General features: G+C 64.2%; 21 protein-coding genes and 1 tRNA gene. 15 read left to right on the top strand and 7 right to left on the bottom strand.

The features are described from left to right. Positions 1 to 249 precede the first annotated feature (249 nt). The 6 genes from IRI77_RS02925 (at position 250) to IRI77_RS02950 (ending at position 7574) form a co-directional block, all read left to right on the top strand. A complete protein-coding gene (locus tag IRI77_RS02925) occupies positions 250 to 951 on the top strand; it encodes a choice-of-anchor J family PEP-CTERM protein (RefSeq protein WP_194450594.1) in 702 nt (233 codons plus the stop codon). A gap of 15 nt (positions 952 to 966) precedes the next feature. Next, positions 967 to 1467, top strand: a complete 501-nt coding sequence (locus tag IRI77_RS02930; RefSeq protein ID WP_194450595.1) for a post-PEP-CTERM-1 domain-containing protein — start codon at positions 967 to 969, stop codon at positions 1465 to 1467. Next, a complete protein-coding gene (locus IRI77_RS02935) occupies positions 1457 to 2869 on the top strand; it encodes a PA domain-containing protein (protein WP_194450596.1) in 1413 nt (470 codons plus the stop codon). Before IRI77_RS02930 ends, IRI77_RS02935 begins: the two co-directional genes overlap by 11 nt. Positions 2870 to 3013: 144 nt before the next feature. Then, the gene (locus IRI77_RS02940; RefSeq protein WP_194450597.1) at positions 3014 to 4780 is read left to right on the top strand and encodes a GH35 family beta-galactosidase; all 1767 of its coding nucleotides are present in this window, start codon (positions 3014 to 3016) and stop codon (positions 4778 to 4780) included. A gap of 59 nt (positions 4781 to 4839) precedes the next feature. Next, complete coding sequence (locus IRI77_RS02945; protein WP_194450598.1) at positions 4840 to 6369, top strand: tannase/feruloyl esterase family alpha/beta hydrolase; 1530 nt, start codon at positions 4840 to 4842, stop codon at positions 6367 to 6369. 29 nt (positions 6370 to 6398) lie between these two features. Next, the gene (locus IRI77_RS02950; RefSeq protein WP_194450599.1) at positions 6399 to 7574 is read left to right on the top strand and encodes a glycoside hydrolase family 43 protein; all 1176 of its coding nucleotides are present in this window, start codon (positions 6399 to 6401) and stop codon (positions 7572 to 7574) included. Between the two features lies 1 nt (position 7575). Here IRI77_RS02950 and IRI77_RS02955 read toward each other — a convergent pair whose 3' ends face one another. Further along, on the bottom strand, positions 7576 to 9054 hold the full coding sequence (locus IRI77_RS02955; protein ID WP_194450600.1) for a GDSL-type esterase/lipase family protein: 1479 nt from the start codon (positions 9052 to 9054) through the stop codon (positions 7576 to 7578). Between the two features lie 152 nt (positions 9055 to 9206). Between IRI77_RS02955 and IRI77_RS02960 the strand changes: the two genes are divergently transcribed. Next, positions 9207 to 10622, top strand: a complete 1416-nt coding sequence (locus tag IRI77_RS02960; protein WP_194450601.1) for a glycoside hydrolase family 30 protein — start codon at positions 9207 to 9209, stop codon at positions 10620 to 10622. 80 nt (positions 10623 to 10702) lie between these two features. Here the strand turns inward: IRI77_RS02960 and IRI77_RS02965 are convergent, their stop codons facing one another. Continuing rightward, positions 10703 to 11917, bottom strand: coding sequence for an NADP-dependent isocitrate dehydrogenase (locus IRI77_RS02965; RefSeq protein ID WP_194450602.1), 1215 nt, complete (start codon positions 11915 to 11917; stop codon positions 10703 to 10705). Positions 11918 to 12120: 203 nt separating this feature from the next. Continuing rightward, positions 12121 to 12197 (bottom strand) — tRNA-Val (locus IRI77_RS02970). A gap of 105 nt (positions 12198 to 12302) precedes the next feature. On the opposite strand from IRI77_RS02970, the gene IRI77_RS02975 reads away from it, so the two are divergent. Both IRI77_RS02975 and IRI77_RS02980 read left to right on the top strand, forming a co-directional pair. Next, a complete protein-coding gene (locus IRI77_RS02975) occupies positions 12303 to 12890 on the top strand; it encodes an SAM-dependent methyltransferase (RefSeq protein ID WP_194450603.1) in 588 nt (195 codons plus the stop codon). Positions 12891 to 12979: 89 nt separating this feature from the next. Then, the gene (locus IRI77_RS02980) at positions 12980 to 14308 is read left to right on the top strand and encodes a Gfo/Idh/MocA family protein (protein ID WP_194450604.1); all 1329 of its coding nucleotides are present in this window, start codon (positions 12980 to 12982) and stop codon (positions 14306 to 14308) included. Between the two features lie 57 nt (positions 14309 to 14365). On the opposite strand, the gene ndk is transcribed toward IRI77_RS02980, so the two are convergent. Genes ndk through sucC form a run of 3 tightly spaced genes read right to left on the bottom strand, consistent with a single transcriptional unit; the run spans position 14366 to position 16834 of the window. Further along, positions 14366 to 14779, bottom strand: a complete 414-nt coding sequence (gene ndk / locus IRI77_RS02985; protein ID WP_194450605.1) for a nucleoside-diphosphate kinase — start codon at positions 14777 to 14779, stop codon at positions 14366 to 14368. A 6-nt stretch (positions 14780 to 14785) separates the two neighbouring features. Further along, on the bottom strand, positions 14786 to 15661 hold the full coding sequence (gene sucD / locus IRI77_RS02990) for a succinate--CoA ligase subunit alpha (protein WP_194450606.1): 876 nt from the start codon (positions 15659 to 15661) through the stop codon (positions 14786 to 14788). A 15-nt stretch (positions 15662 to 15676) separates the two neighbouring features. After that, a complete protein-coding gene (sucC, locus tag IRI77_RS02995) occupies positions 15677 to 16834 on the bottom strand; it encodes an ADP-forming succinate--CoA ligase subunit beta (protein WP_194450607.1) in 1158 nt (385 codons plus the stop codon). 50 nt (positions 16835 to 16884) lie between these two features. On the opposite strand from sucC, the gene trpD reads away from it, so the two are divergent. Then, positions 16885 to 17907 (top strand): anthranilate phosphoribosyltransferase, encoded by a 1023-nt coding sequence (gene trpD, locus IRI77_RS03000; protein ID WP_194450608.1) that lies wholly within the window; start codon positions 16885 to 16887, stop codon positions 17905 to 17907. A 14-nt stretch (positions 17908 to 17921) separates the two neighbouring features. On the opposite strand, the gene IRI77_RS03005 is transcribed toward trpD, so the two are convergent. After that, a complete protein-coding gene (locus IRI77_RS03005; RefSeq protein ID WP_194450609.1) occupies positions 17922 to 18299 on the bottom strand; it encodes a PleD family two-component system response regulator in 378 nt (125 codons plus the stop codon). A gap of 89 nt (positions 18300 to 18388) precedes the next feature. On the opposite strand from IRI77_RS03005, the gene zwf reads away from it, so the two are divergent. Genes zwf through IRI77_RS03030 form a run of 5 tightly spaced genes read left to right on the top strand, consistent with a single transcriptional unit; the run spans position 18389 to position 23695 of the window. Next, complete coding sequence (zwf, locus tag IRI77_RS03010) at positions 18389 to 19918, top strand: glucose-6-phosphate dehydrogenase (protein ID WP_194450610.1); 1530 nt, start codon at positions 18389 to 18391, stop codon at positions 19916 to 19918. Beyond that, positions 19918 to 20889 (top strand): glucose-6-phosphate dehydrogenase assembly protein OpcA, encoded by a 972-nt coding sequence (locus IRI77_RS03015; protein ID WP_194450611.1) that lies wholly within the window; start codon positions 19918 to 19920, stop codon positions 20887 to 20889. Before zwf ends, IRI77_RS03015 begins: the two co-directional genes overlap by 1 nt. Further along, the gene (gene pgl / locus IRI77_RS03020; protein WP_194450612.1) at positions 20886 to 21587 is read left to right on the top strand and encodes a 6-phosphogluconolactonase; all 702 of its coding nucleotides are present in this window, start codon (positions 20886 to 20888) and stop codon (positions 21585 to 21587) included. The genes IRI77_RS03015 and pgl overlap by 4 nt, the downstream gene beginning before the upstream one ends. A gap of 51 nt (positions 21588 to 21638) precedes the next feature. After that, positions 21639 to 22010, top strand: coding sequence for a BlaI/MecI/CopY family transcriptional regulator (locus tag IRI77_RS03025; RefSeq protein WP_194450613.1), 372 nt, complete (start codon positions 21639 to 21641; stop codon positions 22008 to 22010). Beyond that, on the top strand, positions 22007 to 23695 hold the full coding sequence (locus tag IRI77_RS03030; RefSeq protein WP_194450614.1) for a M56 family metallopeptidase: 1689 nt from the start codon (positions 22007 to 22009) through the stop codon (positions 23693 to 23695). The genes IRI77_RS03025 and IRI77_RS03030 overlap by 4 nt, the downstream gene beginning before the upstream one ends. The last annotated feature ends 27 nt before the right edge of the window (positions 23696 to 23722 follow it).

The following is a 23722-nucleotide window of genomic DNA, read 5'->3' on the forward strand; positions in this document are numbered from 1 at the left end:
GTTCAGTTTCGCCCTATGTTCCTCGGGTCGTACTAAGGACATGGCTGCTAGCTGCACTAAAGCGTACTGGATTTCGATTTGTCTTCTTGTTTGGATGTCATCTGTATGATCGATTCAGGATTGAGCGCTGTTTTCCTGAACTTAAACAGGTGGAACCTTGTAACAAATTCTATGCTAATATTTTTACCAATCTTCGCGGGCCTACGGCACCTCGCTTATTCGGAGCCCACGAGGAGTTGGAGGAAAACTATGCGCCGATCCCGCGCTTTGGGTCTAGGCCTGCTCTTACTGGCCGCAGGCACCCAACTGAGCGCAGCCACACTGATTTCAGAAGGATTTACGGATGTCACCACACTGGCCGGAGACGGTTGGGTGGTGATCAACAACAGTGCACCGATTGGAACCGACAGTTGGTTCCAGGGCAACACGGGTGTCTTCAACGCCCAGAGCGGTCCGGCCGATGCCTACATCGCCGCCAATTTTCTCAGCGCCGCGGCGAGCGGGAATGTCAGCAACTGGCTGATTTCCCCCGTCATCACGTTCAGCTACTCCACCGGCATCTCGTTCTACACGCGGACTGAGAGCCCTCAGCTTTTCGCCGACAGCCTGGAGCTGCGATTGAGCACGAATGGCGCAAGCACGGACGTGGGCGCTTCGGACTCATCGGTCGGTGACTTCACCACACTCATTCTCTCCGTGAACCCTCTGTTGAATCAAACGGGCTATCCCGGCTCCTGGACTCATGTCACCGCCGTCCTGAATCCCTTCGTAGGCACCGTCAGCGGCCGTCTTGCCCTGCGTTACCTCGTACCCGACACGAGCACCAACGGCAACTACATCGGCGTCGACACCTTCAAGGTGGAGGCCGTGCCTGAGCCCGCCACTTTTGGGCTGATGGCCGCCGGATTCGGCGCGATCCTGCTGCGGCGCCTGCGCCGCCAGTGCAAATAGACTCTGGAGAACTGTATGTCGAAAACTGCCAAGAGCGTCGCGCTCGCGACGTCGGTCCTTGCTGCTGCGGTCACGGTCCTGAACGCAGCGGCCCCCAGCGATCAACAACCTGCCCGCGCCGAGGCCACGGCTGCCCAGCCTGCGGACACCAATCAGAAGTCCACCCTCAAGCCCGTTACCGGCGAGCAAGCCGCGCCAGCGGGCGGCGTCATGATCTTCAAGGATCCGGTGACCGGCAAGTTCCGGGCACCGGAACAGGGCGAAGTGGAGGCACTCACGTCGACCGGGAAGAAGTCCATTCAGTCCGTCGCGCCAGCGGCCCAAACGCCTTTCAAGTCGCCCACGGGTGCAGGGATTGCAGTCAAGCTGGGCGCGGAATCAAGGAGTTACATGGTCGTCACGAAGACCGCGGATGGCAAGCTGAAGGAGTCGTGCGTCACCGGCGACAAGGCCGCCACCGCCGTTCTCTCCGGCAACCAGGCGCCCGCCGAGAAGGGAGCTCTCGATGAGAAGTAGAATCCTCCCTGTCCTGGCGCTCGCCACACTTGCGCCCTTCGTCGTGAACGCCGCGGCGACGATTGTCATTGTTAACTTCGACGACCCGGGCGTAGGCTTCAACGATCCAACGCCAGTCGCCGCCGTGGGGGGCAATCCCGGTACAACACTGGGCCAGCAACGCCTGCTTGCGTTCCAGGCCGCGGCGAACAAATGGGGCGCCACCCTGACCAGCAACGTAATCATCACCGTGGCGGCCTACTGGGACCACCTGTCCTGCAATTCCTCAGGCGCGGTTTTGGGCAGCGCCGGCGCCACTGAGGTATTCGCCGATTTTCCCGGAGCGATCCTGGCCGGCCATTGGTATGGCAAAGCGCTGACCAATAAGCTGTACGGCGCTGACGGCGATCCGGGCGTCCCGGATATCGTAGCGGGCTTCAACATCGATCTGGGAAAGACAGGGTGCCTGGATGGCACCTTCTTCTACCTGGGGCTCGATGGCAATCACGGCGCCAACGTGGATCTGGTGACCGTTCTCGAGCACGAGTTCGCCCACGGGTTGGGGTTCCAGACTTTCACCAGCGGATCGACCGGAGCGCCGTTTCTCGGGCTCCCGACGGTCACCGATGCGTTCCTGATGAATTCAGCGACCAGCAAGACCTGGGACACCATGACCAACGCCGAGCGCGCGGCCTCGGCCCTGTCCGGCAACAAGCTGGTGTGGACCGGGCCCAATGTCACGGCCGGTGTGCCCAGCGTTCTCCAGGCCGGCTCACCGAACCTCCGCATCAATGCGCCGGCGTCGGTGGCCGGAAACTACCTCGTCGGCACCGCCTCGTTTGGTCCGGCTCTGACCGCTGCCGGCCTTACGGCCGAGATCATGCCAGTTGTCGATCAAGCCAACGGCACGGGCCTGGCCTGCACCACGCTTTCCGCCGCGAATGCTCTGGCGGTGAGTGGCAAGATCGGGTTGGTCGACCGGGGCGGCTGCACCTTCAACGTGAAAGCAGCCAGGCTGCAGGCTGCCGGCGCGGTCGGCATGATTGTCGTCGATAACGTCGCCGGTTCTCCGCCGCCCGGACTGGGCGGCACTGACGGCAGCATCACCATTCCGGCAGTTCGCATTACCCTTGGGGACGGCAACGCCCTGAAAGTCGCGCTGTCCAAACGCTCGCGCACGCACTCAGGCGTCTTCGGCTTCCTCGGCGTCGACCTCACATTGCGTTCCGGCGCGGACAACCTCAACCACGCCCTGATGTACGCCCCGAACCCCTACCAGAGCGGTTCGTCGGTGTCTCACTTCGACGTCAGCGCCTTCCCGAATCTGCTCATGGAGCCGGCGATCAACGGCGACCTGACCCACGAAGTCACCGTTCCCACCGACCTGACCTTCGCCTTCCTGAAGGACATCGGCTGGAATTAGTCCGAGCCTAACCGCCAACGGCTTCGTCACGGCCAAAGGGCCGGGGCGAAGCCGTTCGTGTTTCCGCCATTCGATCCGGCCTGGACAGGCTTGCCCTCGACGCCGCGGCATTCTATAGACTAAATCCAGTCCGGTAGTACCACCATGCACTTCAGCAGTACCGTCCGATTCGCCTGCATCGGGATCACAGCCGCCCTGGCGGCTACGTTATGTGCCCAGGAGCTTCCGCACCTGCGCAAACAAGGCACAGCCACCCAACTCATCGTCGAGGGACAGCCCTTCCTGGCTGTGGCGGGTGAGTTGGGCAACAACTCCGCCAGCAGCCTCGAGTACATGCGTCCCATCTGGCCGCGCCTGGCCTCCGCCAACCTGAACACCGTGCTGGCCGCGGTGTCGTGGGCGCAGCTCGAGCCCCAGGAAGGCAAGTTCCAGTTCGAATTGCTGGACGGCCTGCTGGCAGAGGCCCGCCGCCATCAACTGAAACTCGTCCTGCTCTGGTTTGGCAGTTGGAAGAACGGGCTCTCCAGCTATGTGCCGTATTGGGTGAAGCAGGATTACAAGCGCTTCCCGCGCATCCGCCTCGGCTCGGGCCGCGGCATGGAATTGCTCAGCACGTTCGGAGACGCCAGCCGCGATGCGGACGCCAAGGCATTCCGAGCCATGATGCGCCATCTCAAGTCGGTGGATGGCCGTGATCATACCGTCCTCATGATCCAGGTGGAGAACGAGGTGGGTGTCCTGCGAGATTCCCGCGACCGCTCCGATGCGGCGAACCGGGCCTACTCCTCCCCGGTGCCGAAGGAACTGATGCAGCACCTCGCCCAGCATCGCAGCAGCCTGGCTCCGGAACTTTTGGAAGCCTGGAAGGGGAACGGCTTCAAGTCCAGCGGAACCTGGGCCGAGGTCTTTGGCCCCGGCAAGCCGGAGAGCGTGGAGATGCCGATCCAGACCACCAGCCCGCCGCTGAGCGCCGAAGAGTTCGAGACCGCCTGGCGAAAACTCACGTGGCCTTCGGACGAGTTCTTCATGGCCTGGCACTACGCCCGCTACATCAACCGCATCATCGAGGAGGGCAAGGCCGAATACAACCTGCCGATGTTCGTGAACGCCTGGCTCCAGGGGCCGAACACCGCGTGGCCCGGCACTTATCCCAGCGGAGGTCCCTTGCCGCAGGTGCACGACATCTGGCGCGCCGGAGCCCCGGCCTGTGACCTGCTGGCGCCCGACCTCTACCTGCCGCAGTTCGACGAGGTGTCGGAGCGTTTCATCCGCAACGGCAATCCCCTGTTCATTCCCGAGACCTCGGTCAATCCGGCCAATGCCCTGGTGGCCTTCGGCAAGTACGGCGCCATGGGCTTCTCGCCTTTCTACATCGACAGGTCCGCCGGACCCGACACCGAACTCGCCGCCGCCTACAAGGTCATCACCAGCATGGCTCCCGCCATTGCCGCGCAGCAGGGCAAGGACACCATGACCGCGATCCGCATGAAGCTGGGCGACGCGCCGCAACAGTTCGAATTGGGCGGCTACCAGCTCAAAGTCTCGTTTCTAGGCCGCGGCCGCATCCCGATCGCACCGGAGCCCAAGCCCGCCGCACCCGCTGCCACTCAAGCCGCTGCTCCGGCCGCGCAGCCTGCCCAGGCTGGTCCTGCGCAAGGCGCGGCGATCCTGGCCGCCTCAGGGCCCAGCGAATTCTACCTCGGCGGCATCGGCGGCGCCTTCCGCATCGACCTCACCCCAAAGACTCCGGGACCGGGCATCGTAGGCATCGGCGACGTGCAGGAAGGGCGGTTTGAGAACGGCAAGTGGACCGTGATCCGGCAATTGGGTGGCGACGATACGGGGCAGGGTGAGATCCTCACGCTGCGTCCAAACACCGTCATGCACGTCACGGTCTACCGGTATGAGTAAAATGGTTTTCCTGTTGCAGATATGAGGGAATCAGAGGTGAAACACGGATGAGATGGACAATGTTCAGTGCAATGCTGGCGTTGGGCGCGGCGGGATTGGCCCAGGCGCAAGGGCCGGCCGAGTGCGCCAACCTGGCGAGCCTCAAGATCCCGAACCTGTCGATGGTGATCACCAAAACGGAGTGGATCCCCGCCTCGCCGCCCGGAGCCCCTCCGGCTGCCCCCAGGTACACCGGGCCCCTGCCGGCCTTCTGCCGGCTGGATGCCGTCCTCGACAAGCGCACCGGCGAGGGCGGCAAGCCCTATGGCATCGGTTTCGCCCTCACGCTGCCGGCGGAGTGGAACCAGCGCTTCCTGATGCAGGGTGGCGGAGGGCTGAACGGCTCCGTTCAGTTCCCGCTGGGCGGCCAAGCCGCCGGAGCCGCGCCCGGACTGGCGCGCGGCTTCGCCGTCGTCAACACCGACTCCGGCCACACCGGCACCGGAGGGTTTGACGCCAGCTTCCTGCAGGATCAGCAGGCGAGCCTCGATTTCGCTTACATCGCCGTCGGTCGCGTGGCCCAGGTGGCGAAGCTCATCATCGCCCACTACTACGGCAAACCGGCCGAGCACTCCTACTTCTCCGGCTGCTCCACCGGCGGCCGCGAAGCCATGCTGATGACCCAGCGCTACCCGCTCTATTTCGACGGAGTGGTCTCCGGCGCTCCGGCCATGCGGACGGGATACTCCAACCTGGCCGACCGCTGGGTGGCCATCAGCTTCAACCAGATCGCGCCCAAGGACGCACAAGGCAAACCGATTCCGGGCGGAGCGTTCACCGACACCGACCGTCAGCTGGTGGTCAAGTCGCTTTTGAAGCAATGCGACCTCAAGGATGGCGTCCAGGACGGCATGATCTTCAACGTCAGCGGCTGCGATTTCGATCCCGCCTCCCTCGTCTGCAGCGGAGCCAAGGACGACACCTGCCTCACCGCCCAACAGGCGGGCGCCCTCAAGCGGGCCTTTGGCGGTCCGAAGGACTCGCGCGGAATCCCGGTCTACTCCGGCTTCGCCTTCGACACAGGGATCACGGCCAAGCGAGGCATCCCCGGGTTGCTGAACCCCGGACCCAGTCCAGTGGGTCCGCCCAGCACTGGCACCGAGCAGGATGTGGACAAAGAAGCCCTGCTGGTGGCGAATCCGCTGGTGGACACGACCTCCACAAACCTCACTACTTTCGCCGGCCATGGCGGGAAGCTGCTGTTCTATCACGGTGTGAGCGATCCCTGGTTCTCGGCGCTGGACACGCTGGATTACTACCAGAAGATGAGCGCGGCGAATGGCGGCCTGCCCAAGGTAGCCGGCTGGAGCCGCATCTACCTGGTGCCGGGCATGGGCCACTGCGGCGGCGGAGACGCGGCGCTGGATACCTTCGACATGCTGAGTGCGGTGGTCGATTGGGTGGAGAAGGGCACAGCGCCCGAGGCCGTCGTGGCCACGGGCCGAGCCTTCCCGGGCCGCAGCCGGCCGCTCTGCGCGTATCCCAAGTCCGCCCACTATACCGGGCAGGGCGATCCCGAGGACGCGAAGAACTTTGTGTGCCGCGAATAGGATCGTGGAGAGACAGGAGCCACTCAGTCATGTCCGATAGAAATCGACCCGCCGCTCCAGCGACTGCCACAGCTTCGCGGCGCAGCGTACTGCGCGGGCTGGGAGCCGCCGTGGCCGCACCGCTGCTGGCGGCCGGACAGGAGGTCCCGCAGACCTACACGAATCCGCTGGGCATCGCCGTAGCCGACCCCTTCGTCCTGCGCGAGCCCAATGGCCAGTACTTCGTCTACGGCACCGGAGGCGGCAAAGGCACCACGGCCTACCCCGCCTTCACCTCCACCGACGTGGTCCATTGGCAGCCGGTGGGCGAGGTCTATTCGCGGGACCCCGCCACAGCCTGGTGTACCGATACTTTCTGGGCTCCGGCCGTCTACCACGTCAAGGATCGCTACTACCTCTTCTACAGCGCCCAGTGGCGCGACAACCCCAACAAGGAGAAGGAGAACTACCGCATCGGCGCGGCTGTCTCCGACAAGCCCCAGGGGCCGTTCCGCGACATCCGCAACGCGCCGCTGTTCGACCCCGGCTATCCGGCCATCGACGCGGAACTGCTCTTCGATGCCGACGGCCGCGTCTATCTCTTCTACTCGCGCTGCTGCTACAAACATCCGGTCGAGAGCGAGCTTGCCGACTGGGCGCGCAAGGAGAAGCTCTACACCGAGATCGAAGAGAGCTGGATCTACGGCGTTGAAGTGAAGCCGGATTTCACGGGCACGATCGGCGAACCGGTGATGGCCCTGCGCCCGCCCGTCAGTCTCTCGGACAAGAATGCCGCCTGGGAGAACCTCTCCGTGACGACGAAGGAGGTCAACCGCCGCTGGACGGAGGGTCCCTGCGCCTTCAAGCACGGCGGCACCTACTACCTGATGTATTCGGCCAATCACTATCTGGGCGAGAACTACGCACTGGGTTACGCGACGGCGAAGCAGCCCCTGGGCCCCTACACCAAGGCCGCGAACAATCCGGTGCTGAAGAAGAATACGGATCGCGGCGGCAACGTCACCGGTCCGGCGCACAACTGCGTGACCTATTCGCCCGACGGGTCGGAGATGCTCTGTCTCTATGCCGGCAGAACGGCCGCGACCGGCCAGCGCCGGGTTCTGTTCCTCGACCGCATGGAGATCCGCAAGGACGGCACGCTGGTGGTCCACGGGCCGGTCACCACGCCGCAGCCATTGCCCTCGAACCGCAAGCGAGACGGCTGATTCAGCGGGGCCGGAGCACGCCGGCCTCGGTCAGGGCCTGCACCCAGATGGCATAGCCTTCGTCGGTGGGATGGGTGCCGTCGTTCATCAGGCGCTTGGGCAGCGTCGCATCGGGCGCCAGGAACCGCGCGCCGATGTCGAGGAACGTCGTGCCGGCCTTGCCGGCCAGGGCCGCGGCCAGCAGTTGGTTCACCGTCGCAATCGGCACCCGCAGCCGGGAGGCAACAGGGAAGCCGCGCGGAAAGATGCCCATCACGACGATGCGGCTCTCCGGAGAAGCCGCCCGCACCTTGCCGTGAATCGCCAGGATCCCTGCCACGACCTCCTCCGGCGTGTTGGCTCGCGCGTTGATTGTGCCGGTGAGGTTGTTCGTGCCGATGTTGATGATCACGGTCTTGGGGTGCAGGCCGTCGAACTCGCCGTGCTGCAGCCGCCACAGGACGTTCTGCGTGCGGTCCCAGCCGAAGCCGAGGTTCAACACCTCCCTGCCGCCAAACGCCGCTTCCCACGACTTCGGCCCATTCACGCGATTGGCCTTCGGCAAGCCGCCCCAGAAGTGGGTGATGGAATCGCCGATGAGGACAATCTCGGGCTTCATCTGCGCCTTGATGGCCATCACATCGCGATGCCGCTGATCCCAATCGTAAGAGTCGCGTTCCAGGCGCGGCACCGGAATCACGGCCGTATTCACCTTGTTCAGCGCGGCGAGGTACTGCCGCGGCGCATCCTCCATCAGCCGAGCCAGGGTGGGTTCGATCGCTTCCGCCATCAGCCGCTGCCCGGTCGTATCGGGGTGCAGCGGCTTGCGCGGAGTCTTGAGGCGCGGGTCGTAGAAGAGAGCCGTATTCAGCCGGTCATCCTGGTAGAAAACGGAGCCGGCATCGACGTAGGTCACCTTGGCCTCGGCTTCATACCGTGTGGCGAGGTAGCGGTTGACTTCAGCATCGACGGTGCTCTTTTCCGGCGAGACTTCGCTGGGCAGCAACCCCAGCAGCAGGATGGAGCTCTGCGGCAGCTTCTCGTGCAGCTTTGCCACCACGGCGTCTATCCCGTGCGACGTCTCTTCCGCCGAATGCCCGCGAGCCGTGTCGTTGGTGCCGATCAGCAGGACCACCGCGCGCGGCCGCAGCCCATCCACCTCGCCATGCTCCAGCCGCCACAGCACGTGCGCCGTGGTATCGCCGCTGAAGCCCAGGTTCAGGGCCTTCCGGCTGGCATAGAACCGCTGCCAGGTCGGCTGGAAATCCTCATCCGGCGGATCGGCCTTCTCATAGTTCTGAGTGATGGAGTCGCCCAGCAGCACTAGTTCCGCGTCGCGCTCGGCCTGGACTTTCTCCAGCACCGCGGCATGCCGCTTAGACCACCACTGCTCCTGCAGGCGATCAGCCGGAGTAGTCACCAGACTTTGGGCGAGGCCGCCTGTGGCGCACAGCGCCAGCAGCAGGCAGAGGTGGAGGAACGGTCGAATGCGCTTCAGCATTGCCCCTCATTGTAGCGAGGCGGCTTCGATGGCAGCCGCCCTTGTGCATGGAAACCCGCGGGCATAGACTAAGCGCCATGTCGAACGGAAGTACTCGCCGGGCATTGCTGACTACGTCAGGCGCCGCCGCGATGTTCAGCGCATTGCCAGCCATGGCACAGACACAAGCAGGCGGAGCGGGCTCGATCAGTGTCCGCCGCACCGCTGGAAAGGATCAGTTCGCTGAGCAGCCCCCGCTGCAATGGCAGCCTGCCGCGGCGAAGACGGACGAGGCGATCGTCCTGGATCCCACGCGCACTTATCAGGAGATGCTCGGCTTCGGAGGCGCGCTGACGGACGCCTCGGCCTACATGATCCACCAGCTCGATGGGGCAGCAAAGGAAAAGCTGATGCACGAGCTGTACCATCCCTCCGAACTCGGCATGGGCGTCACGCGCGTCTGCATCGGCTCCAGCGACTTCGCCACGAAGATGTACAGCTATGACGAGGGCGAGCCCGATCCAGAGCTCAAGCGCTTCTCCATCGACCAGGACAAGCAGTACATCCTGCCCCAACTGCGCATGGCCCGCAAGCTCAATCCCGACCTGTTCCTGCTCGCCAGCCCCTGGAGCCCGCCCGGCTGGATGAAGGCCAGCGGCACGATGTTGGGCGGGTCTTTGAAGCCGAAGAATTTCGGAGTTTACGCCCGTTATCTCGTGAAATTCTTGAAAGCCTACGAAGCCGAAGGCGTGCCGATCGACGCCATCACCTCGCAGAACGAGGTGGATACGGATCAGGACGCCCGCATGCCCGCCTGTGTCTGGGCGCAGGAACACGAGATCGTCTTCGTCAGCCAGCAACTGGGTCCGGCCATCGCGGAGAACAAACTCAAGACGAAGATCTGGATGCTCGACCACAACTGGAACCTGTGGGGCCGCGTCATCAACTCGCTGGAGGAACCCGCGTTCAACAAGTACATCGACGGGGTCGCCTGGCACCCCTATCTCGGCACCATCGACGCCATGAGCCGGGTCCACGACGCGTTCCCGGACAAACACGCCTACTGGACGGAAGGCAGTTTCAGCAGCGTCGGAGCCTTTGCCGGCGGCGGACTGGCTGGAGCCGCGCCGCTCGCGTCCACCGACGCCCCGAAGCGCGAGGCCGTGCCGCCGCAGATCCGCATTGCGCGGGGCGGTGCGCTGGCCGCTGCGGCCGTCCGCAACTGGACCCGCTGCTTCATGCTCTGGAACATTGTCCTCGACGAGAACGGCAACCCCAACATCGGACCGTTCGTCCATGCTCGAGGTACTCTCACCATCGACTCCAAGACGAAGGAAATCTCGCGCAGCACCGACTACTGGGTGCTGAAGCACTACACGCATGCGGCCCGCCGAGGGTCGAAGCGCTTCGCCTCACAAGGCGGTGGAGAAGCCGTGGCCCACGCCGCGTTTACTCACCGTGACGGCACGAAGGTGCTGGTGCTGAGCAATGTGACTGACGCGGACAAGGCGGTCCAGGTGCGGGTGGGCGGCCTGATGACCCAGTTGACCGTGCCCGCTTACTCCATCACGAACCTGAGTTGGGTGTAGGGGCGAAGAAGCAGGCAATCCCCAAAGGATAGAGGCCGCTGCCATCGCTGACAGCGGCCTCCAGGTGTTGCAGTTCTGTACTACGAGAGACGCCGTTTGAGTTCCGAGTCGATCTCCGCCATGAAGGCTTCGGTCGTCAGGAACGGGTGATTCGGGCCGATCAGGATCGCCAGGTCCTTCGTCATCTTGCCCGACTCCACGACATCCACGCAGACCTTTTCCAGGGTGTGGGCGAAGCTGACCACGTCCGGGGTTCCGTCCATGGTGCCGCGATGGTGCAGGCCGCGCGTCCAGGCGTAGATCGACGCGATCGGGTTGGTCGAGGTCGGCTTCCCCTGCTGGTGCATCCGGTAGTGCCGCGTCACGGTGCCATGCGCCGCTTCCGCTTCCACGGTCTTGCCGTCCGGCGACATCAACACCGACGTCATCAGGCCCAGTGAGCCATAGCCCTGCGCCAGCGTGTCCGATTGGACGTCGCCGTCGTAGTTCTTGCACGCCCACAGGTAGCCGCCGCTCCACTTCAGGTTGGCCGCCACCATGTCGTCGATCAGCCGGTGCTCATACGTCAGGCCCTTGGCTGCAAACGCGGACTTGAACTCAGCGTCGAAGATCTCCTGGAACAGGTTCTTGAACCGGCCGTCGTACGCCTTCAGGATCGTGTTCTTGCTGGACAGGTACACCGGATACGAGCGGTCCAGCGCGTAATTGAAACAGGCCCGCGCGAAACCGGAGATCGAGCTGTCGAGGTTGAACATGCCCAGGGCGATGCCGGCGCTGGGGGCGTCGATGATCTCGCGCTCAATGGGCTCGCTCCCGTCGGCGGGCGTAAACACCAGCTTCAGCTTGCCTGGGCCCGGGAACGTAAAGTCCTGCGCGCGGTACTGGTCGCCAAAGCCGTGGCGTGCCACAACCACCGGTTTGTCCCAATGGCTGACAATCCTGGGCACGTTCTTGCAGATGATCGGCTCGCGGAAGATCGTGCCGTCGAGGATGTTGCGGATGGTGCCGTTGGGGCTGCGCCACATCTTCTTCAGGCCGAATTCCTGCACCCGCGCCTCGTCGGGCGTGATCGTGGCGCACTTGACGGCGACACCATATTGCTTGGTCGCATTGGCGGAGTCGATCGTAATCTGATCGTTCGTCTCGTCGCGCTTCTGCACCGACAGATCGTAGTACTTGAGGTCGATCTCGAGGTAAGGGAGGATGAGGCGGTCGCGGATCCATTGCCAGATGATCCGGGTCATCTCATCGCCGTCCATCTCGACGACGGGGTTCTTCACATGAATCTTAGCCATGAAACGAAAAGCTCCAGAGTGGATTGACATCTGATTATCGCCCAAGTCCCCTCCGATCCTCACCTGTTTATCGCGGGCGCCGCCGGTTCGCGGAAGCAGCTCCTCCGGCCTCGGCAGGCTGCCAGGGGCGACGGTGAACGGACGGGCGAAATCCGTAGAGGAAGTCTACAAGCTGAAGAGGGATTGGAGGGAAGGAGGAGGAATGGTGGGCGCGGCAGGACTCGAACCTGCGACCTCCTGCGTGTGAAGCAGGCGCTCTAACCAACTGAGCTACGCGCCCTAAGGCGTGAAACTTCAGTGTACAACAGCACCCACCCCGCTTGTCCACAGCCAACGAACAGTTCCCCCCTATGACTACGCCTTAAGCCATGATAAGCTCTCGCCCATGAGGATCCTGCGATGGGCTCCGGCCCTCTTCATCTCTCTGGTCGCGCCCCTGCTCCTGCACGCGCAGACCTACGGCGAGAGCGGTGACGTCCCCTATGTGCCAACTCCTCAACACGTTGTCGATGCCATGCTCAAACTCGGCAACGTCCAACCCGGCGATGTCGTCTTCGACCTCGGCTGCGGCGACGGCCGCATCGTGGTCACCGCCGCCGAAAAATTCTCGGCCACCGGCACCGGCATCGACCTGAACCCCAAACGCATCGCCGAAGCCACCGAGAATGCCCGCAAGGCCGGCGTGGCCGACAAGGTGAAGTTCATGGAACAGAACCTGTTCGAGTCCGATGTCAGCCAGGCCACACTCGTCACTCTTTATCTCCTGCCCGAGGTGAACCTGAAACTGCGGCCGCGCCTGCTCCAGCAGTTGAAGCCCGGTTCGCGCATCGTCTCTCACAGCTTCGACATGGGTGAATGGAAACCCGACAAGCATTTCGATGCCGATGGCCGCATCCTCTACCTCTGGACCGTCACCGAAAAGGCCAAAGCCGAGTTCGCCAACAAGCCTGAGCCAGGCGGCGCGGGCCACTGATTGCCCTTCGGCATGACCCGGCGCTTCGAACCCGCGTATACTGCTTTTACGTTTCCTCTCATCCCTGTCCGACAAGGAGCCATCGCCGCATGAATCGCCGCAGCTTTCTTCACACCGGTACCGCCGGGCTTGCCGCCTTAAACGCTCTCGCCGACGACAAGCCCAAACGCGTCGGTCTCATCGGCACCGGCTGGTATGGCAAGTGCGACCTCCTGCGCCTCATTCAGGTGGCTCCCGTCGACGTGGTCTCGCTTTGCGACGTCGATCGCAAGATGCTTTCCGAGGCCGCCGACATCGTCGCCTCCCGCCAGCTGTCAAAGAAAAAACCGCGCACTTTCGCCGACTACCGCCAGATGTTGAAGGAGAAGGATCTCGACATCGTCCTCATCGCGACACCCGATCACTGGCACGCCCTCGCCATGATCGAGGCCGTGAAGTCCGGAGTCGATGTCTACGTCCAGAAGCCCATCAGCGTCGATATCACGGAAGGCGAAGCCATGCTGGCCGCCGCCCGCAAGTACAAGCGCGTCGTCCAGGTGGGCACGCAACGCCGCTCCACGCCCCACCTCATTGAGGCCCGCGACCAGATCGTCCGCTCCGGCAAGCTCGGCAAGATCGGCCTGGTTGAGATCTGCTGCTACTACCCGATGCGCGCCCGCGGTGACGCTCCCGACATTGCTCCGCCCGAGAATCTCGACTACGAGATGTGGACCGGACCCGCGCCCATGCGTCCCTACAACCGCCTCGTCCACCCGCGCTCCTGGCGCGCCTTCATGGAATACGGCAACGGCATCGTGGGCGACATGGCCATTCACATGTTCGACATGGTGCGCTGGATGATGGATCTCGGCTGGCCCACCAGCGTGTCGTCCGAAGGTGGCATCCTGATCGACAAAGCCAGCAAGTCGAACATCTCCGATACCCAGACCGCGACCTTCGACTACCCGGATGTGAAGATCGTCTGGACCCATCGCACCTGGGGCCAGCCGCCGGACCCGAAATATACCTGGGCGGCCACCCTCTACGGCGATAAGGGCACTCTCAAAGCCAGCGTCATGAGCTACGACTTCACGCCCGTCCAGGGCACGCCCATCCACAAGGACGTCACCTACGAGTTCGAACAATATCCCGAGGACCGTACCGAGAAGGATCTGGAGCGCCACTGCGCGCCCGCCATCCGCGGCCACATGAAGAACCTGCTCGAGAACATCGCCTCGCGCGGCAAGCCGGTCGCCGACATCGAACAGGGCCACATCTCTACGGCAAGCTGCATCCTGGCCAACCTCTCCATGAAGCTGGGCCGCTCGCTGAAGTGGGATCCCGTGAAGGGCAGGGTAGTGGGCGACGAAGAGGCCAACCGGCTGTTGACCCGGCCTTACCGCAAGCCCTGGGTCCATCCCACCGCCGCCAACGTCTAAACGCAAAAATGGGGATGCCCCGCAAGGCATCCCCACTTCCAACAGAAAACGATCTGGCTAGTTGAGTTCGTAGCCGCGGAAGAACCACGCCAGCTCAATGGCCGCGTTCTCCTGGCTGTCCGAGCCGTGGCTCGCATTGCGGCCGATGTTCGCGCCGTAGAGCTTCCTCACCGTGCCGGCTTCCGCCTTCTCCGGATTCGTCGCGCCCATCACTTCGCGCCACTTGGCCACCGCGTCCTCACGCTCCAGCGCGAGCAGGATCACGGGACCCTCCGTCATGAAGGCGATCAGTTCTTCGAAAAAGCCCTTGCCCTTGTGGACGGCATAGAACCCTTCGGCGATGGGCCGCGTCAGGTGCTGCTTGCGCAGTGCGAGTACTTTGAACCCGTTCTTTTCAATCAGGGCGAGAATGTTGCCCGCGTTTCCGTCCGCAACGGCGTCCGGCTTGATGATGGCGAATGTACGTTCCATAGTTCCTTAAAGCTTGAGAGCTGCCTTGGCGCGGTCGCCGAGATCGGCGGGCGTCGGGCAAACGATGATACCGGCGTCTTCCATGGCGGCCATCTTGTCTGAGGCCTTGCCCGATCCACCGGAAATAATCGCACCGGCGTGGCCCATGCGGCGGCCGGGCGGCGCGGTCTGGCCCGCGATAAAGCCGATCACCGGCTTCTTCACGAACTCCTTCACATACGCGGCGGCGAGTTCCTCGGCGTTGCCGCCGATCTCACCGATCATGATGATGGCTTCCGTCGCCGGATCCTCATTGAACAGCCGCAGCGCATCAATGTGCGTCGTGCCGATAATCGGATCTCCGCCGATGCCGATGCACGTGCTCTGGCCGATGCCCAGCGCCGTCAACTGGCCCACCGCTTCATAGGTCAGCGTGCCCGAGCGCGAGACCACGCCCACCGGGCCCGGCTTGTGAATGTGGCCCGGCATGATGCCGATCTTGCACTCTCCGGGTGTGATGATGCCGGGGCAGTTCGGACCAATCAGGCGGGTGCCCGGCTTGGTTCTCAGATACTGCCACGCCCTCACCATGTCCAGGGCCGGAATGCCTTCCGTGATACAGACCACCAGCGGCAGGCCCGCGTCGGCGGCTTCCATGATGGCTTCCGCCGCGAACGGCGGAGGCACGAAGATCACCGTGGCGTTGGCGCCCGTGGTCTTCACTGCTTCCGTGACGGTATCGAAGACGGGCCGCTCCAGGTGAGTCGTGCTGCCCTTGCCGGGCGTGACGCCGCCCACGATGTTGGTGCCGTAGGCGATCGCCTGCAGGGCGTGGAAGGTGCCTTCCTTGCCCGTGAAGCCCTGCACGAGCACGCGCGTGTTCTTGTTGACCAGTACGCTCATGGTTGGGATCCCTTTCTACTGCGCGAGCGCGACGACCTTCTCGGCCGCGTCCTTCATGCCGTCGGCCACCGTGAAGTTCAGGCCGGACTCCTTCAGGATCAGCCGCCCCTCCTGTACGTTGGTGCCTTCCATGCGAATCACCAGCGGCAGGTTCATGCCCAGCTCGCGCGAGGCATCCACCACACCCGCGGCCAGCGTGTCGCAGCGCAGGATGCCGCCGAAGATATTGATCAGCACGGCCTTCACGCTCTTGTCATCCATCAGGATGCGGAACGCGTTCTTGATCTGTTCCTTGTTGGCTCCGCCGCCGACATCCAGGAAGTTCGCCGGGCTGCCGCCGGCGTACTTGATGATGTCCATCGTCGCCATCGCCAGGCCCGCGCCGTTCACCATGCAGCCGACGCTGCCGTCGAGCTTGATGTAGTTCAGGCCGAACTTCGAGGCCTCCACTTCCAGCGGATCCTCTTCGTTCAAATCGCGCAGCTCAGCCAGATCCTTGTGGCGGAACATCGCGTTGTCGTCGAAGGTGACCTTCGCGTCCAGCGCCACCACCCGGCCGTCCGAAGTGAGAACCAGCGGATTGATCTCAGCCAGCGATCCGTCGGTGTCGAGGTAGGCCTTCGCCAGCGCCTGCATCGTCTTCACGGCCGCGCCTACGCTGGCGGCGGGAATGCCGATGCCGAAGGCCAGCTTGCGCGCCTGCCAGCCCATCAGGCCGGCGCCCGGATCGAACGCTTCCTTCAGGATCAGTTCCGGCGTCTTCGCGGCGACTTCCTCGATGTCCATGCCGCCGGCGGCGGAGGCCATCATGACGAGCTTGCCCTGCGCCCGGTCCAGCACGATGCCGAGATACAGCTCTTTCTCGATCGGCAACGTCTCTTCCACTAGCAGGCACTTCACCAGCCGGCCTTCCGGCCCCGTCTGGTGCGTGATCAGCGTCATCCCCAGGATCTTGGAGGCGGCTTCCGCCGCGGCATCCGCGTTGTCGGCCAGCTTGACGCCGCCGCCCTTACCGCGTCCGCCCGCATGAATCTGTGCTTTGACGACCACCCGGCCGCCGAGTTCCACCGCGATCGCCTTGGCCTCATCCACGCTGAGTGCCATGCGTCCGCGCGGTACTGGAACCCCATACTTGGCCAAGATCGCCTTGGCTTGGTACTCGTGTATTTTCATAGGAATCCGCTTGTGGTAGGCTCGAATGAAGCCCCGAAATCCAATATAGCATGCCGTTTTTGCCCCTCCTGCACCGCCTCCTGAACAGGGAAAGTCTGCCTGCTGCGGATGCCCGCGCGGCCATGTCCGCCATCCTTGCTGGCGAGGCCACCACGCCCCAGATCTGCGCCTTCCTGGCCGCCCTGCGAGTAAAAGGCGAAACCGCCGACGAGATCCTCGGCCTGGCCCAGGCCATGCGCGAGAGCGCCGTCCACATCCACCACGGCATCACCGATCGCGTCGTGCTCGACACCTGCGGCACCGGCGGCGACAACCGTGGCACCTGCAACGTCTCCACCATCGTCGCCATCGTCGTTGCCGCCTGCGGCGTGCCCGTCGCCAAACACGGCAACCGCTCCATGTCTTCGCTCTGCGGCAGCGCCGATCTCCTCGAAGCCCTCGGTGTGAAGCTGCTGACAGACCCCGCCGCCATCGCCCGCTCCATCCGCGAGATCGGCTTTGGCTTCCTCTTCGCCCCCGTCCTGCACCCGGCCATGAAAAACGCCATGCCCGCCCGCGCGGAGCTCAAGACGAAAACAGCCATGAACCTGCTCGGTCCGCTCACCAATCCGGCCGGAGCCACCGCCCAACTGGCCGGCGCACCCTCCCTGCAGGCCGCTGAACTGATGGCTGTCACCCTCGCGGCGCTGGGCCTCGAACACGGCTACGTGGTCCACGGCTTTGACGGCCTGGACGAAGTCACTACCACCGCGCCCACGCACCTGCTCTCCATCACCAAGGGCGCCATCGACCATATTGAGGTCGCGCCCGAAGACTTCGGCGTGCCCCGCGCCACTATTGAACAGTTGAAGGGTGGAGAGATCACCACCAACCGCGACATCGCCCTCGCCGTGCTCAACGGCGCGCCCGGCGCGTATCGCGACATAGTTCTGGTGAATGCGAGCGTGGCGTTGAAGGCCGCCGGAGTGGCGCAGGCCTTCCACGAAGGCATGGAAATGGCCGGCGCGGCCGTGGACTCCGGCGCGGCGCTCAGGAAGCTGCGGCAGGTGGCGGAGTTCAGTCAGGGCGCGTAATTCGCGCCCCGCGGCTACATCGAGCCTGTGTGGCGCTTGAGAATTTGCGGCAGGTTGGTCGAGAAGGCCGAACGCGCCAGCACCATATTGGCGCCCGCATCCTGTGCCTGCTGCTTCAACTCCCCTTGTACGTGCGACACGAAGCCGATGAGGGACACGCGCTTCAGATCTTCTATCGCCTTGAAATTCGTGATCACGGAGACTGCGTTCACGGAATGCGCGTTGAGATCCAGGATGACGAGCAGCGGCTGCTCGGCGACGCTCTTTTCGAGAACGTCTTTCTCTGACTTGAGGAATTCACAGGTCAGGCCGGCGCGTTTAGCGGCGTCGTTGATCTTCACGACAAAGAAGAGGTCGTCAACGACCGCGAGTATCTTGGTGGACTTGGGCATGGGAATTCAAAACAGACGGCAGGAAATTTGATTTTAGCTTCTATGGGGGCCGTGGGCAAGGCCCCCCCTGCTCATGCTAATGTAGGCGCATGGCTGGGACCTATCCTCTCGAGGATCCGCTTCGCTACGAAAAGCCGGTTTCTCCTTCGGCAATTGTCATTTTCGGCGCGAACGGCGACCTCACCAAACGAAAGCTGTTGCCCGCCCTCTACAGGCTGGCTTACGAACGCCGTCTGCCCGCTGGATTCGCGATCGTCGGTATCTCCCGCACCGAGATGACCGACGACCAGTTCCGCGAAAAAATGCGCGAAAGCGTCGAACACTTCCTGGAAGACAGTCCCTTCGACGCCGATCTTTGGGCCAATTTCGCGAAGGGCCTCTTCTACGTCAGCGGCGACCTCGCCGACGCCGCGATGTACACCGCCCTCGACGCCCGCCTCAAGGAGATCGAAGTCAGCCGCCAGACCGGCGGCAACGTGCTCTTCTATCTGTCCACGCAGCCCAGTTACTACTCCACGGCCGCTGCCGGCCTGGGCGCCGCTGGACTCCAAAACCCCTCGACCCCCGGCGCCTGGCGCCGGATCATCGTCGAGAAACCCTTCGGCCACGACACCGCCAGCGCCGCCGAACTGAACACCAACCTGCAGGCCGTCTTCCCCGAAAATGCGATCTATCGCATCGATCACTACCTCGGCAAGGAGACCGTCCAGAACATCCTGGCCTTCCGCTTCGGCAACGGCATCTTCGAACCCCTCTGGAACCGCCGCTATGTGAACCACGTGCAGATCACGGCGGCCGAAGCCATCGGCGTTGAAGGCCGCGGAGCCTACTACCAGGAGGCCGGCGCCCTCCGCGACATGATCCAGAATCACCTGCTCCAGGTGATGGCGACCATCTCGATGGAGCCGCCCGCCAGTTACGAACCCAACGCCGTTCGCGACGAGCGTGCCAAACTCCTGCGCTCCATCCGCACCCTCAAGCCCGAGGAAGTGGCCACCCACGCCGTCAAAGGCCAGTACGGTCCCGCCAAAATCGGCGGCGCCGACGTCCCCGGCTTCCGCCAGGAACAAGGCGTGGACCCCGAAGCCCAGACCGATACCTTCGCCGCTATCACCGCGACTGTCGAGAACTGGCGCTGGGCCGGCGTCCCGTTCTACATCCGCACCGGCAAGCGCCTGCCCAAGCGCGTCACCGATATCGCCATTCAGTTCAACCAGGCGCCGCTGTCCATCTTCGAGGGCGAAACCGGCCAGCAGTGGCCCAATCTCCTGGTCGTCCGCATCCAGCCGGAAGAGGGAATCTCCCTCCGCTTCTTCTCCAAACTGCCCGGCGCCGGCATGAAACTCCGCCCGGTCACCATGGACTTCAACTACGGCACCAGCTTCGGCACGCGCACGCCCACGGCCTACGAAACGCTGCTGCTGGATGCCCTGGAGGGCGACGCGACGCTCTACACCCGCCTCGACATGGTCGAAGCCAGTTGGAATGTCGTCCAGCCCATCCTCAACGTCTGGAACGAGACAAAGTTCGAATTCCCGAACTACGCCGCGGGCACCTGGGGCCCGGCGGCCGCTGATGAAATGCTCGCCGCGCGCGGTCACGTCTGGAGGGTTCCATAATGGCCGAACCAGCAGTCATCGACGCCGGCCAGCTCCTCAAGGAGCTGGACAATAGCTGGCGGTCCATCGGCAAATCGGAAGGCTCGGGCGTGCTCCGCGCCTGCGCCATGACTCTCCTGGTCGTCGTCCGGGCTGAGGAAGATCCACAGGTTCTCGGCGAAACCCTGGCCGAGATCATGCACGAGCACCCCAACCGCACCATCGTCATCCGGGTTGGGGAAGGGAACGCGCCGGTCGAGGCTCGGACCACCCTCCAGTGCTGGATGCCCTTCGGCCGCCGCCAGCAGATCTGCTGCGAGCAGATCGACATCTGCGCCACCCGCGAGAACCTCTCCGCCGTGCCACCCATCATCTTCGGACTCATGGTGGCCGACCTCCCCGTCGCCCTCTGGTGCCGCGACCTCTCGCTGGCTTCACTCGAAGAACTGCGCCCCGTCCTGCGCCTCGCCGGCAAAGTGATGGTGGACAGCTCCTCCCAGCGCGACGCCGTCAAGGCCCTGGAGTGCCTCAAGAAGCTCTCCGGCGGCACGTGGACCCTGGCCGACCTCACCTGGGCCCGCATCACCCGCTGGCGCGAAACCATCGCCCAGGTGCTGCGCCGCGGCGAGCCGATGGAGTGGTGCGAAGTCACCTACGCCGGTAAAGGCATCTCCACCGCCGCCGGCTATCTGGCTGCCTGGCTCAAACGCGTCTCGGGCTCCGATGTTCCTCTTCGTTGCGAGGACGAGGAGTGTCCTCCGGCCGGCATGGGCCGCATCCGGGCTGTCCGCCTTCAGGGCGGCAGCCAGGTCGTCTCCCTGCGCCGCACCGGCCGCACCTCGCTCAGCATCGAGGCCGGACGCATGGGGTCGACGGCGGTCTTCCCGCTGCACACCGACTCCATGCTGCTGCACGAGGAGCTCAACGTCTTCGGGCGCGACCCGCTGTTTCAGGACGCGCTGGCGACCCTGCCTGAGGTCGTGCGCGGATGACCGATCGAATCCACGTATTCAGCGACGCCCAGGGCGCGGCGGAAGGCTGCGCCCGGGCGATCGCTGACCGCCTGAACGAAGCCATTGCCCTGCGCGGCACGGCCTCGCTCGCCGTATCCGGCGGCAGCACGCCCAAGCTCATGTTCCGCGAGATGGTCGAATTGGGCCTCGATTGGTCGAAAATCCAGCTCTTCTGGGTGGACGAGCGCGTCGTCCCGCCCACCGACGACCAGAGCAACTACCGCATGACCCGCGAAAACCTGATCGTCCCGGGCCATTTGCCCGAGACCCAGGTCCACCGCGTTCGCGGCGAAATGGAAGCCGTCGCGGCCGCCGCGCTCTACCAGAGCGAAATCGAAGCCGCTCTCGGTCCGGAGCCTCGCTTTGACGTGGTCCAATGCGGAGTCGGCGACGACGGCCACACCGCGTCGCTCTTCCCCGGAGAACCCATGGTGGCCGACCGCATCGGCCTCGTGGCCGCCCTCTGGGTCGCCAAGAAGAACCAGTGGCGCGTCACCCTGCTTCCGAAACCCATCCTGGCCGCACGCAGCCTGTATGTCCTCTCCAGCGGAGCCGATAAGGCCGTCGCCGTCCAGTCGGCCCTGCAGGGCCCGGACAATCCCCTGGGCGTCCCCTCCCAAATGCTCCGCGACGCCGAATGGTTCAGCGACGCGGCCGCCGTGCAACATCTCGCATAAAGTACGAAGTTCTTCGTTGACAGTACGAAGGACTTCGTATATCGTCGGGATGTGAGACCAACCGCATCGGAATTAGAGATCCTCGGTGTGCTTTGGGAGCAGGGCCCCAGCACCGTGAGGCAGGTCCATGAAGTGCTGGATGGCCGCAAGCCAACCGGCTACACCACTGTCCTGAAGCTCCTGCAAATCATGTCGGAAAAAGGACTTGTCGCGCGGGAGGAGTCTGCCCGCGCCCACGTCTACCGTGCCGCGGCGGCGCGCGAGGAGACTCAGGGCCAGCTTGTGGGCGACCTCGTCGACCGCGCCTTTGGCGGCAGCGCGGCCGAACTCGTCATGCGCGCCCTTTCTACCCGCCCCGCGTCTCAGGAAGAGTTGGACGAGATCCGCAGGATGCTCGATTCCTATCGGGGAGGGGCCGTATGATCTACCGGGATGCCCTTGGGTGGGCTCTCATTCACTTCCTCTGGCAAGGCGCCGCCCTCGGGCTGGCGGCCGCCCTCATCCTCGGCCGCCTGCGCCGGCCGGAAACCCGCTACCTCGTCTGCTGCGCGGCGCTGGCTGCCATGATCGCGGCGCCCGCCGTCACCTTCGCGCTCAGGATCTCCGGCCCGGCGGTGGTGCCGCTGGTTCTGGACGGCACTCGCGGCGTCTTCCTGGATCGGCCCCTGCCGGAGCCAACGATCTGGCAGCAGGCGGCCGGCCTGCTGGATGCCTGGCTGCCCGGCCTGACCACGGCCTGGTTCATCGGAGCATGCCTCCTGCTCCTGCGCGCCGCCGGCGGCTGGTGGTGGGCCCTGCGCCAGACCACGGCCCGCCGGCAGCCGCTCGACGGTTACTGGTTGGCCCAGGTGGAACGGCTGCGCGTTCGCATGGCGATCCCTGGCGTGGTGCGGGCCTACGCCTCGTCCACCGCCCTGGTCCCCCAGGTCTTTGGCTGGTGGCGGCCGGTCCTGCTCCTGCCGGTCTGCGCCCTGGCCAACCTGGCGCCCGAGCATCTGGAGGCACTGATAGCACACGAGCTAGCCCACGTGAGGCGCCGCGACTACCTGGTCAACCTCCTGCAGACCATGGTCGAGAGCTTGCTCTTTTATCACCCTGCCGTCTGGTGGGTCTCTGACCGCGCCCGGCAGGAACGCGAGATGTGTTGTGACGAGGCGGCCGTCGAGGCGTGCGGCGACCGCCTGCTGTACTCCACCGCGCTGTTGCGGTTGGAGGAGTCGCGAGTGGAGTTTGCCATGGCCGCCACTGGCACCGGACTGAAAGATCGAATCGGGAGACTACTTGGTATGGAAGAACGCAAGAACGGAATATCCCCGGCCTGGCCGGCTGTCGCCCTGGTGTTATGCGGCGGGCTGGTTTGGGCTCAACTCGCGCCGCCGGCTCCTCCGGCCCCGCCTGCGCCGCCGCCGGCTGTGGCGAAGAAACGGAAACAGTCGCCACCGCCGCCGCCTGCGCCCGAGGCCCCGGAGGCGCCCGAGGCACCACCCCCTCCACCTCCTCCCCCGGCTATCATCGCCGGCGTCGTGGATGGGATCACCGGCGGCGTGATCGCGGAGGTTCCGGCCCGGGACCAGGCGGAACTCAAAGAGCAGTTGGCGGAGGTACAAGCGAACATCGCCCGGCTCGAACAGCAGCGTGCCCGGCTGCAGGTTCAGTTAGGTCAATCCGCGGCCAATGCGCTGCTGGATTCAGCGCAGTCGCAACGTGAGATGGAGAGGGCGAAGCTGGATGACGAGGCAGCCAGCCAGATGCGGCTGCAGGCGAAGCATGACGCGGAAGAGTTTGGCCGCCAGAAGCTGGCGATGGAGCAGGAAATGGCGCAGGCCAGGCACGACCGGGCCATGTCGATGATGGAAATGGACCAGGCGAAGCACGATGCCGAGGCGGCTACGGCCGAACGCGAGCGGCGCATCGAGTTCGCCAACCAGAAGTTCAAGGAGTCGGGCAAGCGCGGCTCCGATACGGATCGCGGCAAGTACTACATCCAGCACGGCCCGCCAGACACGGTCAACGTTGAGCCGGATGGCGAAGTGTGGCGGTATCAGACCGGCCTGATGGTCAGCTTCGATACCAAAGGCAAGCTGCGTACGATCAAGGGTAAGGTCTAGCAGCCACCGTCAAGCAAAGGAAAGGGC

Source organism: Paludibaculum fermentans (assembly GCF_015277775.1).
Classification (GTDB): domain Bacteria; phylum Acidobacteriota; class Terriglobia; order Bryobacterales; family Bryobacteraceae; genus Paludibaculum; species Paludibaculum fermentans.

Excerpts from the sequence above, each read along its gene's own strand:
- IRI77_RS02925 (WP_194450594.1), top strand. The coding sequence starts at position 250 with ATGCGCCGATCCCGCGCTTTGGGTCTAGGCCTGCTCTTACTGGCCGCA.
- IRI77_RS02930 (WP_194450595.1), top strand. The coding sequence starts at position 967 with ATGTCGAAAACTGCCAAGAGCGTCGCGCTCGCGACGTCGGTCCTTGCT.
- IRI77_RS02935 (WP_194450596.1), top strand. The coding sequence starts at position 1,457 with ATGAGAAGTAGAATCCTCCCTGTCCTGGCGCTCGCCACACTTGCGCCC.
- IRI77_RS02940 (WP_194450597.1), top strand. The coding sequence starts at position 3,014 with ATGCACTTCAGCAGTACCGTCCGATTCGCCTGCATCGGGATCACAGCC.
- IRI77_RS02945 (WP_194450598.1), top strand. The coding sequence starts at position 4,840 with ATGTTCAGTGCAATGCTGGCGTTGGGCGCGGCGGGATTGGCCCAGGCG.
- IRI77_RS02950 (WP_194450599.1), top strand. The coding sequence starts at position 6,399 with ATGTCCGATAGAAATCGACCCGCCGCTCCAGCGACTGCCACAGCTTCG.
- IRI77_RS02955 (WP_194450600.1), bottom strand. The coding sequence starts at position 9,054 with ATGCTGAAGCGCATTCGACCGTTCCTCCACCTCTGCCTGCTGCTGGCG.
- IRI77_RS02960 (WP_194450601.1), top strand. The coding sequence starts at position 9,207 with ATGGCACAGACACAAGCAGGCGGAGCGGGCTCGATCAGTGTCCGCCGC.
- IRI77_RS02965 (WP_194450602.1), bottom strand. The coding sequence starts at position 11,917 with ATGGCTAAGATTCATGTGAAGAACCCCGTCGTCGAGATGGACGGCGAT.
- IRI77_RS02975 (WP_194450603.1), top strand. The coding sequence starts at position 12,303 with ATGAGGATCCTGCGATGGGCTCCGGCCCTCTTCATCTCTCTGGTCGCG.
- IRI77_RS02980 (WP_194450604.1), top strand. The coding sequence starts at position 12,980 with ATGAATCGCCGCAGCTTTCTTCACACCGGTACCGCCGGGCTTGCCGCC.
- ndk (WP_194450605.1), bottom strand. The coding sequence starts at position 14,779 with ATGGAACGTACATTCGCCATCATCAAGCCGGACGCCGTTGCGGACGGA.
- sucD (WP_194450606.1), bottom strand. The coding sequence starts at position 15,661 with ATGAGCGTACTGGTCAACAAGAACACGCGCGTGCTCGTGCAGGGCTTC.
- sucC (WP_194450607.1), bottom strand. The coding sequence starts at position 16,834 with ATGAAAATACACGAGTACCAAGCCAAGGCGATCTTGGCCAAGTATGGG.
- trpD (WP_194450608.1), top strand. The coding sequence starts at position 16,885 with ATGCCGTTTTTGCCCCTCCTGCACCGCCTCCTGAACAGGGAAAGTCTG.
- IRI77_RS03005 (WP_194450609.1), bottom strand. The coding sequence starts at position 18,299 with ATGCCCAAGTCCACCAAGATACTCGCGGTCGTTGACGACCTCTTCTTT.
- zwf (WP_194450610.1), top strand. The coding sequence starts at position 18,389 with ATGGCTGGGACCTATCCTCTCGAGGATCCGCTTCGCTACGAAAAGCCG.
- IRI77_RS03015 (WP_194450611.1), top strand. The coding sequence starts at position 19,918 with ATGGCCGAACCAGCAGTCATCGACGCCGGCCAGCTCCTCAAGGAGCTG.
- pgl (WP_194450612.1), top strand. The coding sequence starts at position 20,886 with ATGACCGATCGAATCCACGTATTCAGCGACGCCCAGGGCGCGGCGGAA.
- IRI77_RS03030 (WP_194450614.1), top strand. The coding sequence starts at position 22,007 with ATGATCTACCGGGATGCCCTTGGGTGGGCTCTCATTCACTTCCTCTGG.